This is a genomic window from Actinopolymorpha singaporensis (genome assembly GCF_900104745.1).
GTDB classification, from domain to species: Bacteria; Actinomycetota; Actinomycetes; order Propionibacteriales; family Actinopolymorphaceae; genus Actinopolymorpha; species Actinopolymorpha singaporensis.
In genome coordinates this window covers 2,959,864-2,973,958 of sequence record NZ_LT629732.1, presented here as the reverse complement: position 1 = coordinate 2,973,958, position 14,095 = coordinate 2,959,864, and the positions used below count along the sequence as shown (strand labels likewise).

24 protein-coding genes are annotated in these 14,095 nt (G+C 67.8%); all 24 read right to left on the bottom strand.

What is annotated here, in order from left to right:
* Position 1: 1 nt before the first annotated feature.
* A complete protein-coding gene (gene rpmD / locus BLU27_RS13560; RefSeq protein ID WP_092653835.1) occupies positions 2 to 184 on the bottom strand; it encodes a 50S ribosomal protein L30 in 183 nt (60 codons plus the stop codon).
* Positions 184 to 786, bottom strand: coding sequence for a 30S ribosomal protein S5 (gene rpsE, locus BLU27_RS13555; protein WP_092653833.1), 603 nt, complete (start codon positions 784 to 786; stop codon positions 184 to 186). Before rpsE ends, rpmD begins: the two co-directional genes overlap by 1 nt.
* 27 nt (positions 787 to 813) lie before the next feature.
* The gene (gene rplR / locus BLU27_RS13550; protein WP_092653831.1) at positions 814 to 1,197 is read right to left on the bottom strand and encodes a 50S ribosomal protein L18; all 384 of its coding nucleotides are present in this window, start codon (positions 1,195 to 1,197) and stop codon (positions 814 to 816) included.
* 3 nt (positions 1,198 to 1,200) lie between these two features.
* Positions 1,201 to 1,740 carry a 50S ribosomal protein L6 gene (rplF, locus tag BLU27_RS13545; RefSeq protein ID WP_092653829.1) on the bottom strand — a complete coding sequence of 180 codons (540 nt, stop codon included), beginning with the start codon at positions 1,738 to 1,740 and terminating at the stop codon, positions 1,201 to 1,203.
* 25 nt (positions 1,741 to 1,765) lie between these two features.
* Positions 1,766 to 2,173 (bottom strand): 30S ribosomal protein S8, encoded by a 408-nt coding sequence (gene rpsH / locus BLU27_RS13540; protein ID WP_092653827.1) that lies wholly within the window; start codon positions 2,171 to 2,173, stop codon positions 1,766 to 1,768.
* A gap of 81 nt (positions 2,174 to 2,254) precedes the next feature.
* Entirely contained in the window at positions 2,255 to 2,440 is a 186-nt protein-coding gene (locus BLU27_RS13535) for a type Z 30S ribosomal protein S14 (RefSeq protein ID WP_092653825.1), read from the bottom strand.
* A 1-nt stretch (position 2,441) separates the two neighbouring features.
* A complete protein-coding gene (gene rplE, locus BLU27_RS13530) occupies positions 2,442 to 3,011 on the bottom strand; it encodes a 50S ribosomal protein L5 (protein ID WP_092653823.1) in 570 nt (189 codons plus the stop codon).
* Positions 3,011 to 3,385: a 50S ribosomal protein L24 gene (gene rplX / locus BLU27_RS13525; protein WP_092653821.1), complete on the bottom strand. Its 375-nt coding sequence runs from the start codon at positions 3,383 to 3,385 to the stop codon at positions 3,011 to 3,013. Before rplX ends, rplE begins: the two co-directional genes overlap by 1 nt.
* A gap of 3 nt (positions 3,386 to 3,388) precedes the next feature.
* On the bottom strand, positions 3,389 to 3,757 hold the full coding sequence (gene rplN, locus BLU27_RS13520; protein ID WP_092653819.1) for a 50S ribosomal protein L14: 369 nt from the start codon (positions 3,755 to 3,757) through the stop codon (positions 3,389 to 3,391).
* A gap of 112 nt (positions 3,758 to 3,869) precedes the next feature.
* Positions 3,870 to 4,187, bottom strand: coding sequence for a 30S ribosomal protein S17 (gene rpsQ, locus BLU27_RS13515; protein WP_202884540.1), 318 nt, complete (start codon positions 4,185 to 4,187; stop codon positions 3,870 to 3,872).
* The gene (rpmC, locus tag BLU27_RS13510; RefSeq protein ID WP_092653817.1) at positions 4,184 to 4,432 is read right to left on the bottom strand and encodes a 50S ribosomal protein L29; all 249 of its coding nucleotides are present in this window, start codon (positions 4,430 to 4,432) and stop codon (positions 4,184 to 4,186) included. Before rpmC ends, rpsQ begins: the two co-directional genes overlap by 4 nt.
* Positions 4,432 to 4,851, bottom strand: coding sequence for a 50S ribosomal protein L16 (gene rplP, locus BLU27_RS13505; RefSeq protein WP_092653815.1), 420 nt, complete (start codon positions 4,849 to 4,851; stop codon positions 4,432 to 4,434). Before rplP ends, rpmC begins: the two co-directional genes overlap by 1 nt.
* 2 nt (positions 4,852 to 4,853) lie before the next feature.
* On the bottom strand, positions 4,854 to 5,705 hold the full coding sequence (gene rpsC, locus BLU27_RS13500; protein ID WP_092653813.1) for a 30S ribosomal protein S3: 852 nt from the start codon (positions 5,703 to 5,705) through the stop codon (positions 4,854 to 4,856).
* Positions 5,705 to 6,121, bottom strand: a complete 417-nt coding sequence (gene rplV, locus BLU27_RS13495; protein ID WP_449711641.1) for a 50S ribosomal protein L22 — start codon at positions 6,119 to 6,121, stop codon at positions 5,705 to 5,707. Before rplV ends, rpsC begins: the two co-directional genes overlap by 1 nt.
* Positions 6,118 to 6,399, bottom strand: coding sequence for a 30S ribosomal protein S19 (rpsS, locus tag BLU27_RS13490; RefSeq protein WP_092653811.1), 282 nt, complete (start codon positions 6,397 to 6,399; stop codon positions 6,118 to 6,120). The genes rplV and rpsS overlap by 4 nt, the downstream gene beginning before the upstream one ends.
* A gap of 15 nt (positions 6,400 to 6,414) precedes the next feature.
* Positions 6,415 to 7,245: a 50S ribosomal protein L2 gene (rplB, locus tag BLU27_RS13485; RefSeq protein WP_092653809.1), complete on the bottom strand. Its 831-nt coding sequence runs from the start codon at positions 7,243 to 7,245 to the stop codon at positions 6,415 to 6,417.
* 15 nt (positions 7,246 to 7,260) lie between these two features.
* Positions 7,261 to 7,566 carry a 50S ribosomal protein L23 gene (gene rplW / locus BLU27_RS13480; protein WP_092653807.1) on the bottom strand — a complete coding sequence of 102 codons (306 nt, stop codon included), beginning with the start codon at positions 7,564 to 7,566 and terminating at the stop codon, positions 7,261 to 7,263.
* Positions 7,563 to 8,228 carry a 50S ribosomal protein L4 gene (gene rplD / locus BLU27_RS13475; protein ID WP_092653805.1) on the bottom strand — a complete coding sequence of 222 codons (666 nt, stop codon included), beginning with the start codon at positions 8,226 to 8,228 and terminating at the stop codon, positions 7,563 to 7,565. Before rplD ends, rplW begins: the two co-directional genes overlap by 4 nt.
* Positions 8,225 to 8,905: a 50S ribosomal protein L3 gene (gene rplC, locus BLU27_RS13470; RefSeq protein WP_092653803.1), complete on the bottom strand. Its 681-nt coding sequence runs from the start codon at positions 8,903 to 8,905 to the stop codon at positions 8,225 to 8,227. Before rplC ends, rplD begins: the two co-directional genes overlap by 4 nt.
* Positions 8,906 to 8,916: 11 nt before the next feature.
* Positions 8,917 to 9,225, bottom strand: a complete 309-nt coding sequence (rpsJ, locus tag BLU27_RS13465) for a 30S ribosomal protein S10 (protein ID WP_020575534.1) — start codon at positions 9,223 to 9,225, stop codon at positions 8,917 to 8,919.
* Between the two features lie 488 nt (positions 9,226 to 9,713).
* Positions 9,714 to 10,910: an elongation factor Tu gene (gene tuf, locus BLU27_RS13460; protein ID WP_092653801.1), complete on the bottom strand. Its 1,197-nt coding sequence runs from the start codon at positions 10,908 to 10,910 to the stop codon at positions 9,714 to 9,716.
* Positions 10,911 to 10,990: 80 nt separating this feature from the next.
* The gene (gene fusA, locus BLU27_RS13455) at positions 10,991 to 13,096 is read right to left on the bottom strand and encodes an elongation factor G (protein ID WP_092653799.1); all 2,106 of its coding nucleotides are present in this window, start codon (positions 13,094 to 13,096) and stop codon (positions 10,991 to 10,993) included.
* Positions 13,097 to 13,192: 96 nt separating this feature from the next.
* A complete protein-coding gene (gene rpsG, locus BLU27_RS13450; RefSeq protein ID WP_092653797.1) occupies positions 13,193 to 13,663 on the bottom strand; it encodes a 30S ribosomal protein S7 in 471 nt (156 codons plus the stop codon).
* Positions 13,663 to 14,037 carry a 30S ribosomal protein S12 gene (gene rpsL, locus BLU27_RS13445; RefSeq protein ID WP_092653795.1) on the bottom strand — a complete coding sequence of 125 codons (375 nt, stop codon included), beginning with the start codon at positions 14,035 to 14,037 and terminating at the stop codon, positions 13,663 to 13,665. Before rpsL ends, rpsG begins: the two co-directional genes overlap by 1 nt.
* Positions 14,038 to 14,095 lie beyond the last annotated feature (58 nt).

Here is a 14,095-nt window from a genome sequence, read left to right as displayed (position 1 = left end):
GTCAGTCGACCTCCTCGACCGCGACGAGGTGGGAAACCGTCGCGATCATGCCCCGGATCTCGGGACGGTCCTCCTTGACCACCACGTCGTTCAGGCGCTTGAGCCCGAGCGACCGGAGGGTGTCCCGCTGATTCTGCTTGCGGCCGATCGTCGATCGGACCTGGCGGACCTTGAGCTGCGCCATCACGCGCTCACCTCCGCCCGGGCCCGCAGCAACGCGGCCGGAGCGACGTCCTCGACCGGCAGGCCGCGGCGCGCCGCGACCTTCTCCGGCGCCTCGAGCAGCCGCAGCGCCTCCACCGTCGCGTGGACGATGTTGATCGCGTTGGAGGAGCCGAGGGACTTGGACAGGATGTCGTGGATGCCCGCGCACTCCAGCACGGCACGCACCGGTCCACCGGCGATCACACCGGTACCGGGCGAAGCCGGGCGGAGGAGGACGACACCGGCCGCCTTCTCGCCCTGCACGGGGTGCGGGATGGTGCCCTGGATACGGGGGACCTTGAAGAAGTGCTTCTTGGCCTCCTCTACGCCCTTGGCGATCGCGGAGGGCACTTCCTTCGCCTTGCCGTAGCCAACGCCCACCGTGCCGTCACCGTCGCCGACGACGACCAGCGCGGTGAAGCTGAAGCGCCGGCCACCCTTCACGACCTTGGCGACGCGGTTGATCGAGACGACGCGCTCGATGTAGGCGGTCTTCTCCGCCGCCGAACCGCCCCGACGTTCGTCCCGGCGGTCCCGGCGGTCACCAGTGCCGCTACCGCGGCGCTGCTGGGGTCCAGCCATGGTTACCTCTCTTCTCCTGGTCGAACGTCAGAACTCGAGCCCGGCTTCGCGGGCCCCGTCCGCGAGCGCGGCGACGCGCCCCTGGTACCGGTTGCCGGCGCGGTCGAACACCACGGCGGTCACACCGGCGGACTTCGCCCGGTCGGCGACCAGAGCACCGACCTGACGGGCCCGCGCGGTCTTGTCGCCGTCCGAGGCACGCAGGTCGGCCTCCAGCGTGGAGGCGGACGCCAGCGTGTGGCCCGCGGTGTCGTCCACGACCTGCGCCACCATGTGGCGAGCGGACCGGGTGACCACCAGGCGGGGGCGCTCGGGCGTGCCGAAGATCTTCTTCCGCACCCGCATCTGGCGGCGCAGTCGCGCGCGCGTCTTGGCGTTGGCGGTCCTGTGGCTGCTGAGACTGGCGGCCATAGCTTACTTACCCGCCTTTCCGACCTTGCGCCGAATCTGCTCGCCGGCGTAACGAATGCCCTTGCCCTTGTACGGCTCCGGCTTGCGCAGCTTGCGGATGTTGGCGGCGACCTCACCGACCTGCTGCTTGTTGATCCCGGAGACCGAGAACTTGGTGGCCGTCTCCACGGCGAACGACACCCCTTCGGGGGCGTCGAACGTGATGGAGTGGCTGTAACCGAGCGAGAGCTCCAACTGGGTCGGGCCCTTCGGCACGACGCGGTAGCCGACGCCGACGATCTCCAGCTTGCGCTCGTAGCCCTGCGTCACACCGATGATCATGTTGGAGACCAGCGTGCGGCTGAGCCCGTGGAGCTCCTTGCTCCTGCGGTCGTCGTCAGGGCGCCTGACCTCGAGCTGCCCTTCCTCCTGGACGACCGTGATGGGTGCCGAGACGGTGTGCGCCAGGGTTCCCTTGGGCCCCTTCACGGTTACCGTCTGGCCATCGATCGACACGTCGACGCCCGAGGGCACCGGGATGGGGAGCTTGCCGATGCGGGACATGCGGTGTTCCTCCTTCCCGTTCCCGTTACCACACGTAGGCGACGACTTCGCCGCCCACGCGACGCTGGGTGGCCTGCCGGTCTGTCAGCAGCCCCTGCGACGTCGAAATGATCGCGATGCCGAGTCCGCCGAGGACCTTCGGCAGGCCGGTCGACTTCGCGTAGACCCGCAGGCCCGGCTTGGAGATCCGCCGGATGCCCGCGATGGAGCGCTCCCGGCTGGGACCGAAGCGCAGCTGCAGCACGAGGGTCTTGCCCACCGCGCCGGCCTCCGGCTCCTCGACCCGCCAGCCGGCGATGTAACCCTCCTGCTGAAGGATCTCGGCGATGCCCGCCTTGAGCTTGCTGTAGGGCATCGAGGTCGTGTCGTGATAGGCCCGGTTGGCGTTCCGCAGACGGGTCAACATGTCTGCGATCGGGTCGGTCATGCTCATAGGTCTGGCCACTTTCTCACCACGGTTTCCGGGGCTCCGGACCTGAGGTGACTAGTTGGGAAGGCGATGCCTGTGGTCGGCTTACCAGCTGCTCTTGGTCACACCGGGCAGCTCGCCGCGGTGTCCCATCTCGCGCAGGCAGATCCGGCAGAGGCCGAACTTACGGAAGACCGCACGCGGCCGACCGCACCGCTGGCAACGGGTGTAGGCGCGCACGCCGAACTTCGGCTTGGCCTTCGCCTTGTTGATCAGGGCTGTCTTAGCCACGTCAGGACTCCTTGAACGGGAAACCGAGGTGCCGGAGGAGAGCGCGCCCCTCCTCGTCGTTCGATGCGGTCGTCACCACGGTGATGTCCATGCCACGCGACCGGTCGATCTGGTCGGGGTCGATCTCGTGGAACATCACCTGCTCGGTGAGGCCGAACGTGTAGTTGCCGCGGCCGTCGAACTGCCTGGGCGAGAGCCCACGGAAGTCGCGGATGCGCGGAAGCGCCAGGGAGAGCAGCCGGTCCAGGAACTCCCACATCCGGTCGCCACGCAGCGTCACATGGGTGCCGATCGGCATGCCCTCGCGCAGCTTGAACTGCGCGATCGACTTGCGCGCCCGGGTGACAGCCGGCTTCTGACCGGTGATGTTCGTCAGGTCGCGTACCGCGCCGTCGATCAGCTTGGAGTCGCGAGCGGCGTCACCCACACCCATGTTGACGATGACCTTGGTCACCGTCGGGACCTGCATGGGGTTGGCGAAGCCGAACTCCTTGCGCAGGGCGCCGGCAATCTCGTTGCGGTAGCGCGCCTTGAGGCGAGGCTGCACGCGCTCCTCGGTCGCAGCCGTCATCAGATCTCCTCGCCGGTCTTCCGCGCGATACGCACGCTGCGGAAGGCCTTGTACGTCGAACCGTCGGCGCGGGTCTTCTCCACCTCACGCCGCTCGTAGCCGACCCGGGTCGGCACCTTCTTGCCGTCGACCTCGACCAGGAGGGTGACGTTCGAGACCGGGATGGAGGCCTCCTGCGTCACGATCCCGCCGGTCGTGCCCTGACGGCCGCCGCCCTGGACCACCTTGGTGTGCCGCTTCACGCGGTTGGCGCCCTCGACGAAGACCCTGCCCTTGGCCGGATCCACCTCGATCACCTTGCCCTCGACCCCACGGTCGCGGCCGACGGTGACCCGTACGAGGTCGCCCTTCTTGATGTGCAGCGAATTCGCCATTGTCTAGAGCACCTCCGGAGCGAGCGAGATGATCCGCATGTAGCGCTTCTCGCGAAGTTCACGCCCGACCGGCCCGAAGATACGAGTCCCCCGGGGTTCGCCGTCGTTCCTCAGCAGAACCGCGGCGTTCTCGTCGAAGCGGATGTAGGACCCGTCCGGACGCCGACGCTCCTTCACGGTGCGTACGACGACGGCCTTGACGACCTCGCCCTTCTTGACGTTGCCACCGGGGATGGCGTCCTTCACGGTGGCGACGATCACGTCGCCGATCCCGGCGTACCGCCGACCGGAGCCGCCGAGGACCCGGATGCACAAGATTTCCTTGGCTCCCGTGTTGTCGGCGACCTTCAGTCGCGACTCCTGCTGAATCACCACAGTCTCCCTGTCGGACGACCCAACCGGCCCCGCCGGCTGTCCAACTTCTTCGTCGACCGGCATGGCCGATCGGCTCTGGTCTTCGCGGGCATGATGCCGCTCGAAATCCTTACTTGGCCTTCTCGAGAATCTCGACGATCCGCCAGCGCTTCGTCGCCGACAGCGGCCTGGTCTCCATCAGGAGCACCCGGTCGCCGACGCCGCACGCGTTCGCCTCGTCGTGGGCCTTGAGCCGGTTGGTCCGGCGCATGACCTTGCCGTACAGGGCGTGCTTGACGCGGTCCTCGACCTCGACCACAACGGTCTTGTCCATCTTGTCGCTGACGACCAGGCCCTCACGGGTCTTGCGGAAGCCACGCTTCTGCTCGGTCGTGGTAGCACCCGTCTGCGCGGCGGACACCGATCCCACCTCTTCGTTCGTGCTCATGCGGCTCCCTCCGCCGTCGAATCGGACTCGACCGCGGCGGTGATGCCGAGCTCGCGCTCCCGCATCACCGTGTAGATCCGCGCGATCTCCCGCCGCACGGTGCGCAGCCGGCCGTGGCTTTCCAGCTGGCCGGTCGCACCCTGGAAGCGGAGGTTGAACAGCTCTTCCTTCGCCTCGCGAAGCTTGTCCGCCAACTCGTCCGCGCCGAGGTTGCGCAGCTCAGTGGCCTTCGATGTCGTGGCCATCAGCCTTCACCTGCCTCACGCTTCACGATGCGGCACTTCATGGGCAGCTTGTGAATCGCCCGCTGCAGTGCCTCACGAGCGACCTGCTCGTTGGGGTAGGCCAGCTCGAACATCACCCGGCCCGGCTTGATGTTGGCGATCCACCACTCCGGCGAACCCTTACCGGAACCCATCCGGGTCTCGGCCGGCTTCTTGGTCAGCGGGCGGTCGGGGAAGATGTTGATCCACACCTTGCCGCCACGCTTGATGTGCCGGGTCATGGCGATACGAGCCGCCTCGATCTGCCGGTTGGTGACGAAGTGGCTCTCCAGGGCCTGGATGCCGTACTCACCGAACGCCACCGACGTGCCGCCCTTGGCCATGCCGCGCCGCTTCGGGGTGTGCTGCTTGCGGTGCTTGACCTTCCGCGGGATGAGCATCGTCAGCCCTCCTGTCCGGTGCTTGTCGTACCGGAGGCCGCGCCGGCGGACTCGGGGGCGCTCGCCTCGGTGCTCGCCGCGGCGGGCTGCTGCTGCCGCCCGCTGTCGCGCCGCTCACCGCGCCGCTCGCCACCACCGCGCCGGCCGCCACGCGGCGGGCGCTCGCCGCCGGGGCGACGCTGGGCCGCGTTGCGGGCCTCCATCTGCTTCTGCTCACGCTCGGCCCGGGACACCGGAACCTCGCCCTTGTAGATCCAGACCTTCACGCCGATCCGGCCGAACGTCGTACGGGCCTCGTAGAAGCCGTAGTCAATGTCGGCGCGCAGTGTGTGCAGCGGAACCCGGCCCTCGCGGTAGAACTCAGACCGCGACATCTCGGCGCCACCGAGGCGACCCGAGCACTGGACCTTGATCCCCAGCGCGCCGGCCTTGTTCGCGCTCTGCAGCGCCTTGCGCATGGCCCGGCGGAACGCCACCCGGCTGGCCAGCTGCTCGGCCACGCCCTGGGCGACCAGCTGCGCGTCGACCTCGGGGTTCTTCACCTCGAGGACGTTCATCTGCACCTGCTTGCCGGTGAGCTTCTCCAGCTCGCCGCGGATGCGGTCGGCCTCGACACCACGCCGGCCGATCACGATGCCCGGACGGGCGGTGTAGATGTCGACCCGAACCCGGTCACGGGTGCGCTCGATCTCGACCTTGGAGATGCCGGCCCGGTCCATGCCCTTGGTGAGCAGGCGCCGGATCGCCACGTCCTCGGCGATGTAGGACTTGTAGAGCTTGTCGGCGTACCACCGGCTCTTGTGGTCGGTGGTGACTCCGAGGCGGTACCCGTGCGGGTTGACCTTCTGTCCCACTAGCGGGTCCTCCTGTTCCTCTGCTGGCCGGCGGCCGGCTGGTCTGCCGACGGCTCCACGACCACGGTGATGTGACAGGTCCGCTTCTCCAGCGGGCCGGGCCGACCCTGAGCGCGGGCACGCCAGCGCTTCATCGTCGGGCCCTCGTCGACGTATGCGCGAGCGACCCGCAGAGTGCCGCGGCCCAGCTGCAGGTTGTGCTCGGCGTTCGCCATCGCGCTTTCCAGCACCTTCAGTACCGGCTCGCTGGCTGCCTGCGGCGCGAAGCGCAGCAGGTTGACCGCGTCCTCGGCCCGGTGGCCGCGGATGAGTTCCACGACCCGGCGGGCCTTCCTCGGCGTGATGCGGACGAATCGCGCGACGGCCCTGGCCTCCACGGCCGCTTCCATGGCGTCACTCCTGACTGTGGCGGTCACCGGCGCCGGCTCCTTCGGTCATCCTTCTCGTGACCGCGGAACGTCCGCGTCGGGGCGAACTCGCCGAGCTTGTGCCCGACCATCGCCTCGGTCACGAAGACCGGCACGTGCTTGCGTCCGTCGTGAACGGCGATCGTGTGGCCCAGCATCGCCGGCACGATCATCGAGCGGCGCGACCAGGTCTTGATGACCTGCTTGCTCCCCTTGTCGTTCTGGGCGTCCACCTTCTTGATCAGGTGGTCGTCGACGAAGGGGCCCTTCTTGAGGCTGCGTGGCATCGTTCAGGCTCCCTCTTACCGCTTGCCGCTCTTGCGGCGACGGACGATCAAACGGTCACTTGGCTTGTTACGGCGGGTGCGACCCTCGGGCTTGCCCCAGGGCGACACCGGGTGCCGGCCACCGGAGGACTTGCCCTCGCCACCACCGAGCGGGTGGTCGACGGGGTTCATCACGACACCGCGCACCGACGGCCGCTTGCCCTTCCAGCGGTTGCGGCCGGCCTTGCCGAGCGAGATGTTGCTCTGCTCGGCGTTGCCGACCTCGCCGACGGTGGCGCGGCAGCGCACGTCCACCATCCGGATCTCACCGGAGGGCATCCGCAGCGACGCCATCGCACCCTCGCGCGCCACCAGCTGGACGCTGGCACCGGCGGAGCGACCGATCTTGGCTCCCCCGCCGGGCCGCAGCTCGATCGCGTGCACCGTGGTGCCGACCGGGATGTTGCGCAGCGGAAGGTTGTTGCCGGGCTTGATGTCGGCGCCGACCCCGCTCTCGACCCGCTGCCCCTGCTGGAGCCGGGCCGGAGCCAGGATGTAGCGCTTCTCGCCGTCCACGTAGTGGAGCAGCGCGATCCGGGCGGTGCGGTTGGGGTCGTACTCGATCTCCGCGACCTTCGCCGGCACGCCGTCCTTGTCGAACCGCCGGAAGTCGATCAGGCGGTAGGCGCGCTTGTGACCGCCGCCCTGGTGCCTGGTCGTGATCCGGCCGGTGTTGTTGCGGCCGCCCTTCTTCGGAAGGGGGCGCAGCAGCGACTTCTCGGGCGTCGTGCGCGTGATCTCCGCGAAGTCCGCGACGCTCGCGCCACGACGACCGGGTGTCGTCGGCTTGTACTTACGGATAGCCATTCGTCAGTCCTCGCCTTACGAAACCGGTCCGCCGAAGATGTCGATCCGCTGGCCGTCGGCCACGGTGACAATCGCTCGCTTGGTGCTCGCCCGCTGACCCCAGCCGTAGCGGGTACGGCGGCGCTTGCCGTGCCGGTTGAGCGTGTTGACTTCGGTCACCTTCACGTCGAACACCTTCTCGACCGCGATCTTGATCTCGGTCTTGTTGGCGCTCGGGCTCACCAGGAACGTGTACTTGTTCTGGTCGAGGAGGCCGTAGCTCTTCTCACTGATCACCGGCGCGACGAGCACGTCGCGGTGGTCCTTGTGCAGGTTGCTCACGCGTCCTCCCCTGCCTCAGTCGTGGTGTCTGTCGCGTTCGCGCCGGTGAAGGTGGCGTACGCCGCGCTGGTGAAGACCACCTCGTCCGACGTGAGCACGTCGTAGGTGTTGAGCTGGTCCGGCACGATCAGGTGCACGCTCGGCACGTTGCGCAGGCTGTGCCAGGTGAGCGCGTCCTCACGGTCGACCACGACCAGGAGCTGTGCTCCGGTCGTGATCTTCGCCAGTGCCGCGACCGCTGCCTTCGTGGACGGGGTGTCACCCTCGACCAGCGAGCTCACCACGTGCACACGGCCGTGACGGGCCCGGTCGGACAGCGCACCACGCAGGGCGGCGGCCTTCATCTTCTTGGGCGTGCGCTGGTCGTACGACCGCGGCTGCGGGCCGTGGACCACACCACCGCCGGCGAACTGCGGCGCGCGCCGCGAGCCCTGCCGGGCCCGGCCGGTGCCCTTCTGGCGGTACGGCTTCGCGCCACCACCGGACACCTGCGAGCGTCCCTTCGCGGCGTGCGTGCCCTGGCGGGCCGCCGCCTGCTGAGCCACCACCACCTGGTGGATCAGCGGCACGTTGACCTGGACGTCGAAGATCTCCGCCGGCAGGTAGACCGAACCGGTCTTGCCGCCGGTGTGGTCGACGACATCAATGCTCGTCGCCGTCACTTGGCCGCTCCCTTCGCCGCGTTGCGGATGAGCACCAGACCACCGCGGGGGCCGGGGACGGCGCCCTTGAGGAGCACCAGACCCTTCTCGGCATCCACCGCGTGGACGGTGACGTTCTGGGTGGTCACCCGGTCGCCGCCCATCCGGCCGGCCATCCGGACGCCCTTGAACACGCGACCGGGAGTCGCGCAGGCGCCGATCGAGCCCGGGGAGCGGTGCTTGCGCTCCACACCGTGGCTCGCCCGCAGGCCGTGGAAGCCGTGCCGCTTCATGACGCCGGCGAAGCCCTTGCCCTTGCTGGTGGCGGTCACGTCGACGTCCTCGCCCGCCTCGAACACCTCGGCCGTGATCTCCTGGCCGGTGTCGAAGGAGGCGGCGTTCGCCGTACGGAGTTCGACCACGTGCCGGCGCGGCGTCACGCCGGCCTTGGCGAAGTGGCCCTGCTCGGGCTTGTTGACCTTGCGGGGGTCGATCGCGCCGTACGCGATCTGGACTGCCGCGTAGCCATCCCGGTCCGGCGTGCGCACCTGGGTGACGACACACGGACCGGCCTTGACCACGGTCACCGGCACGAGGCGGTTCTGGTCGTCCCAGACCTGCGTCATGCCGACCTTCTCGCCCAACAGGCCGCGTACCTCTCGGGCCGCGCCTTGGCTCACACTGTTCACGCTGCTCATAGGTGCGTCCCTCAGAGCTTGATCTCGATGTCGACGCCGGCAGGAAGGTCGAGTCGCATCAGCGAGTCGACCGTCTTCGGCGTGGGGTCGATGATGTCGATGAGCCGCTTGTGCGTCCGCATCTCGAAGTGCTCGCGACTGTCCTTGTGCTTGTGCGGCGAGCGGATGACGCAGAAGACGTTCTTCTCGGTGGGCAGCGGCACCGGGCCGGCGATCTTCGCGCCAGTCCTGGTCACCGTGTCGACGATCTTGCGCGCCGAAGTGTCGATGACCTGGTGGTCGTAGGCCTTGAGCCTGATGCGGATCTTCTGTCCCGCCATGGCTGTTTCGCGTCCTTCTCTCGTACGCCGGGAGCCGATTCGCCCCCGAGATGCCTTTCCGGCTTCGCTCCGGTTGGCCGCGGCCCGATGCTGCACCGCCAGGCTCCCGGGTGGAGCCCCGCGGCCCGCGCCGACTGTCGGTCCTCCGACCCCCGCGGTCGGGTGTGTCGCACACCTTGCCCGCATGGATCCCATGAAGGCGACCCGCTGGGGAATCTCGAAGGCCCGGCCTGCCGAGCGCGAACATTGCTCTGCGACTTCCACGTCACCTCGATCGGGCTGCGATCGAGGCGCCAGGCGCACCCTCGAGGGGCGAGACCTCCGTGTCGGCAGTGTCCGGGGAGAGAACTCCCGCCAGAACACGCCACGGCGGCCAGCCGTAGGCAACTGCAGCAGTATGCCAGAGTCCCCGGTTTGTTGACCAATCGGGGCCTCACAGCAAGCGGGGTGGGCCGCTGGGGAGCGGTCCACCCCGCATGCTGGTGGTGTTACTTGATGATCTTGGTGACCTGACCCGCACCAACGGTGCGGCCACCCTCACGGATGGCGAAGCGCAGCTGCTCCTCCATCGCGATGGGCTGGATCAGCTCGACCCGCATCTCGGTGTTGTCGCCCGGCATGACCATCTCGGTCCCCTCCGGAAGGTGGACGACACCCGTGACGTCCGTGGTCCGGAAGTAGAACTGCGGGCGGTAGTTGTTGAAGAAGGGCTTGTGACGGCCACCCTCCTCCTTCGAGAGCACGTAGACCTGAGCCTCGAACTCCGTGTGCGGCGTGGTGCTGCCCGGCTTGGTGATGACCATGCCGCGCTCGACGTCCTCGCGCTTGATACCGCGGAGGAGCAGACCGACGTTCTCGCCGGCGCGCGCCTCGTCGAGGATCTTGCGGAACATCTCGACCGCGGTCACCGTGGTCTTGGGGGCGTTGCCCGGGCGGATACCGACGAGCTCGACCTCCTCGTTGACCTTGAGGACACCGCGCTCGACCCGGCCGGTGACGACCGTACCGCGACCGGTGATCGTGAAGACGTCCTCGACCGGCATCAGGAACGGCCGGTCGATCTCACGCTGCGGCTCCGGCACCGACTCGTCGACGGCGGCCATGAGCTCCATGATCTTGTCGGCCCACTCCGGGTCGCCCTCGAGCGCCTTCAGCGCCGAGACGCGCACCACGGGAGCGTCGTCGCCGGGGAACTCCTGCGACGAGAGGAGCTCACGGACCTCGAGCTCGACGAGCTCCAGGATCTCCTCGTCCTCCACCATGTCGGCCTTGTTCAGGGCGACCACGATGTAGGGAACGCCGACCTGACGGGCGAGCAGCACGTGCTCACGCGTCTGCGGCATCGGGCCGTCGGTCGCCGCGACCACCAGGATGGCGCCGTCCATCTGCGCCGCACCGGTGATCATGTTCTTGATGTAGTCGGCGTGACCAGGGCAGTCGACGTGAGCGTAGTGCCGCTTCTCCGTCTGGTACTCGACGTGGGCAATCGTGATCGTGATGCCACGCTGCTTCTCTTCCGGCGCCTTGTCGATCTGGTCGAAGGCGTAGAAGGGATTGACGTCCGGCATCTTCTCGTGCAGCACCTTGGTGATCGCCGCGGTGAGAGTCGTCTTGCCGTGGTCGATGTGCCCAATGGTGCCGATGTTGACGTGCGGCTTAGTGCGCTCGAACTTCGCCTTCGCCACTTCGGGCTCCTCCTGGTTTCTTACTATCTACGCCGTTCGGACTAGGCGCGGAACTATACGGACTGATGGCGTGGGCGGGTTTACTCGCCCCGTACCTTCTTCACAATCTCTTCCGCCACGGTCCTGGGAACCTCGGCGTAGGAGTGGAACTCCATGTGGGGCACGGCACGACCCTGGGTCTTGCTTCGCAGGTCGCCAACGTACCCGAAGGTCTCCGACAGCGGAACAAGCGCCGTGACGACCCGGTTACCGGCGAACTCGTCCATCTTCTGGACGTGCCCGCGGCGGCTGTTGATGTCGCCGATCACGTCACCGAGGTAGTCGTCCGGTGTCGTGACCTCGACCTTGAAGATCGGCTCGAGCAAGGTGGGCTTGGCGCGGCGCGCCGCCTCCTTGAACGCCATCGAGCCTGCGATCTTGAAGGCCAGCTCGGAGGAGTCGACGTCGTGGTAGGCGCCGTCCTGCAGGGTGACCTTGATGTCGACCATGGGGTAGCCGGCGAGCACGCCGAACTCCATGGCCTCCTGGATGCCCTCGTCGACCGCGGGGATGTACTCCCGCGGGATCCGGCCACCGGTGACGGCGTTGACGAACTCGTAGCCGCCGTCGCCCTCGCCGCCCGTGGGCTCCAGGTCGATGATGACCCGGCCGAACTGACCCGAGCCACCCGTCTGCTTCTTGTGGGTGTACTCGACCTTCTCGACCTTGTTGCGGATCGTCTCGCGGTAGGCCACCTGCGGCTTGCCGACGTTGGCCTCGACGCGGAACTCGCGCTTCATCCGGTCGACCAGGATGTCCAGGTGCAGCTCGCCCATCCCGGAGATGATCGTCTGACCGGTCTCCTGGTCGGTGCGCACCTGGAAGGTCGGGTCCTCCTCGGCCAGCCGCTGGATGGCGCCCGACAGCTTCTCCTGGTCGCTCTTGGTCTTCGGCTCGATCGCCACCGAGATCACCGGAGCCGGGAAGTTCATCGACTCCAGGATGACCGGCGCCTCCGGGCCGCAGAGCGTCTCACCGGTGGTGGTCTGCTTCAGCCCCATCACCGCGACGATCTGACCGGCGGACGCCTTCTCGATCTCCTCACGCTTGTTGGCGTGCATGCGGTAGATCTTGCCGATCCGCTCTTTGCGGTCCTTGGTGCTGTTCAGCACCTGGGTGCCGGCGGTGAGCGTGCCGGAGTAGATGCGCAGGTAGGTGAGCTTGCCGAGGTGCGGGTCGCTCATGATCTTGAACGCCAGCGCGGCCAGCGGGCCGTCCTCGTCGGGCTCGCGCTCGATGATCTCGGTCTCGTCCCGGAGCGAGTGGCCCTGGACGGCGCCGACGTCGAGCGGCGACGGGAGGTAGTCGATCACGGCGTCGAGCAGAGGCTGCACGCCCTTGTTCTTGAACGCCGTACCGCACAGCACCGGGGTGATCTTGTCGGCGATGGTGGCTCGCCGGATCGCCGCCTTGAGCTGCTCCACCGAAGGCTCCTCGCCCTCGAGGTAGAGCTCCATGATCTCGTCGTCGGCCTCGGCGACGGTCTCGATCAGCCGGTCACGCCAGGCTGCCGCGGCCTCCTGGTGGGACGCCGGGATCTCCTCGACCGCGTAGTCCTCGCCCTTCTGCGTCTCGCCGCGCCAGGTGAGGGCACGCTGCTCCACGAGGTCGATGACCCCGATGAAGTCGGCCTCGGCACCAAGCGGGAGCTGCAGCACCGCGGGGGTGGCGTTGAGCCGGCTGACGATCATGTCGACGCAGCGGTGGAACTCGGCGCCCACACGGTCCAGCTTGTTGACGAAGCAGATCCGCGGGACCTTGTACCGGTCGGCCTGCCGCCACACCGTCTCCGACTGTGGCTCGACGCCGGCGACGCCGTCGAACACCGCGACCGCACCGTCGAGCACCCGGAGGTTGCGCTCCACCTCGACGGTGAAGTCGACGTGGCCCGGGGTGTCGATGATCGTGATCGTGTTGTCTTTCCAGTGGCAGGTGGTCGCGGCGGACGTGATCGTGATGCCGCGCTCCTGCTCCTGCTCCATCCAGTCCATGACGGCAGCGCCCTCGTGGACTTCACCGATCTTGTACGTGATACCGGTGTAGAACAGGATTCGTTCGGTGGTGGTGGTCTTGCCCGCGTCGATGTGGGCCATGATTCCGATGTTGCGGACCTTGGCCAGATCAACGGTGCGAAGGTTGGTCGCCATCAGGCAGTCGGTTCTCTCGGGTCTCGGTAGTTCAGTCGGCAGATGGGAGCAGGTGCGGCCGGTGTCGGCGTGTCCTGCCCATAGCAGGCGCCTGGTCTACCAGCGGTAGTGCGCGAACGCCTTGTTGGACTCCGCCATCTTGTGGGTGTCCTCGCGACGCTTGACGCTCGCGCCGAGCCCGTTGGAGGCGTCCAGGATCTCGTTCATCAGCCGCTCGGACATGGCCTTCTCGCGGCGGGACTGGGAGTAGCTCACCAGCCAGCGCAGCGCCAGCGTCGTCGAGCGGCCCGGGCGGACCTCGATCGGCACCTGGTAGGTCGCACCGCCGACGCGGCGGCTCTTGACCTCGAGCGCCGGCTTCACGTTGTCAAGCGCGCGCTTGAGGGTGATCACCGGGTCGGTGCCGGTCTTCTCGCGGCAACCCTCGAGCGCGGTGTAGACGATGCGCTGCGCGAGCTGCTTCTTGCCGCTCCGGAGGATCTTGTTGATCAGCTGACTCACCAGCGGCGACGCGTAGACCGGGTCGACGATCGGCTGACGCTTCGGAGCCGGACCCTTGCGCGGCATTAGCTCTTCTCCTTCTTGGCGCCGTAGAGGCTGCGGGCCTGCTTGCGACCCTTCACACCCTGGGTGTCGAGGGAGCCGCGGACGATCTTGTAACGCACACCGGGGAGGTCCGCCACCCGACCACCGCGCACGAGCACCATCGAGTGCTCCTGGAGGTTGTGGCCGACGCCGGGGATGTAGGCCGTGACCTCGATCTGGCTGGTCAGCCGCACACGGGCGACCTTGCGCAGAGCGGAGTTGGGCTTACGAGGGGTGGTGGTGTAGACGCGCATGCACACGCCGCGCCGCTGGGGCGAACCCTTGAGCGCCGGCGTCTTGTTCTTGGACACCTTGTCCTTGCGGCCCTTGCGGACCAACTGCTGGATCGTGGGCACCGCGTCGTTCCCTCTTCTGCTCGGTGGACTGTTCTCCGGTGTGACTGTCTTCGCGGCG

What these genes read in the sequence shown, in the direction of transcription:
- rpmD (WP_092653835.1), bottom strand. Translation starts at nt 184, where the DNA reads ATGGCGCAGCTCAAGGTCCGCCAGGTCCGATCGACGATCGGCCGCAAG.
- rpsE (WP_092653833.1), bottom strand. Translation starts at nt 786, where the DNA reads ATGGCTGGACCCCAGCAGCGCCGCGGTAGCGGCACTGGTGACCGCCGG.
- rplR (WP_092653831.1), bottom strand. Translation starts at nt 1,197, where the DNA reads ATGGCCGCCAGTCTCAGCAGCCACAGGACCGCCAACGCCAAGACGCGC.
- rplF (WP_092653829.1), bottom strand. Translation starts at nt 1,740, where the DNA reads ATGTCCCGCATCGGCAAGCTCCCCATCCCGGTGCCCTCGGGCGTCGAC.
- rpsH (WP_092653827.1), bottom strand. Translation starts at nt 2,173, where the DNA reads ATGAGCATGACCGACCCGATCGCAGACATGTTGACCCGTCTGCGGAAC.
- rplE (WP_092653823.1), bottom strand. Translation starts at nt 3,011, where the DNA reads ATGACGGCTGCGACCGAGGAGCGCGTGCAGCCTCGCCTCAAGGCGCGC.
- rplX (WP_092653821.1), bottom strand. Translation starts at nt 3,385, where the DNA reads ATGGCGAATTCGCTGCACATCAAGAAGGGCGACCTCGTACGGGTCACC.
- rpsQ (WP_202884540.1), bottom strand. Translation starts at nt 4,187, where the DNA reads ATGAGCACGAACGAAGAGGTGGGATCGGTGTCCGCCGCGCAGACGGGT.
- rpmC (WP_092653817.1), bottom strand. Translation starts at nt 4,432, where the DNA reads ATGGCCACGACATCGAAGGCCACTGAGCTGCGCAACCTCGGCGCGGAC.
- rplP (WP_092653815.1), bottom strand. Translation starts at nt 4,851, where the DNA reads ATGCTCATCCCGCGGAAGGTCAAGCACCGCAAGCAGCACACCCCGAAG.
- rpsS (WP_092653811.1), bottom strand. Translation starts at nt 6,399, where the DNA reads ATGCCACGCAGCCTCAAGAAGGGCCCCTTCGTCGACGACCACCTGATC.
- rplB (WP_092653809.1), bottom strand. Translation starts at nt 7,245, where the DNA reads ATGGCTATCCGTAAGTACAAGCCGACGACACCCGGTCGTCGTGGCGCG.
- rplC (WP_092653803.1), bottom strand. Translation starts at nt 8,905, where the DNA reads ATGAGCAGCGTGAACAGTGTGAGCCAAGGCGCGGCCCGAGAGGTACGC.
- rpsJ (WP_020575534.1), bottom strand. Translation starts at nt 9,225, where the DNA reads ATGGCGGGACAGAAGATCCGCATCAGGCTCAAGGCCTACGACCACCAG.
- fusA (WP_092653799.1), bottom strand. Translation starts at nt 13,096, where the DNA reads ATGGCGACCAACCTTCGCACCGTTGATCTGGCCAAGGTCCGCAACATC.
- rpsG (WP_092653797.1), bottom strand. Translation starts at nt 13,663, where the DNA reads ATGCCGCGCAAGGGTCCGGCTCCGAAGCGTCAGCCGATCGTCGACCCG.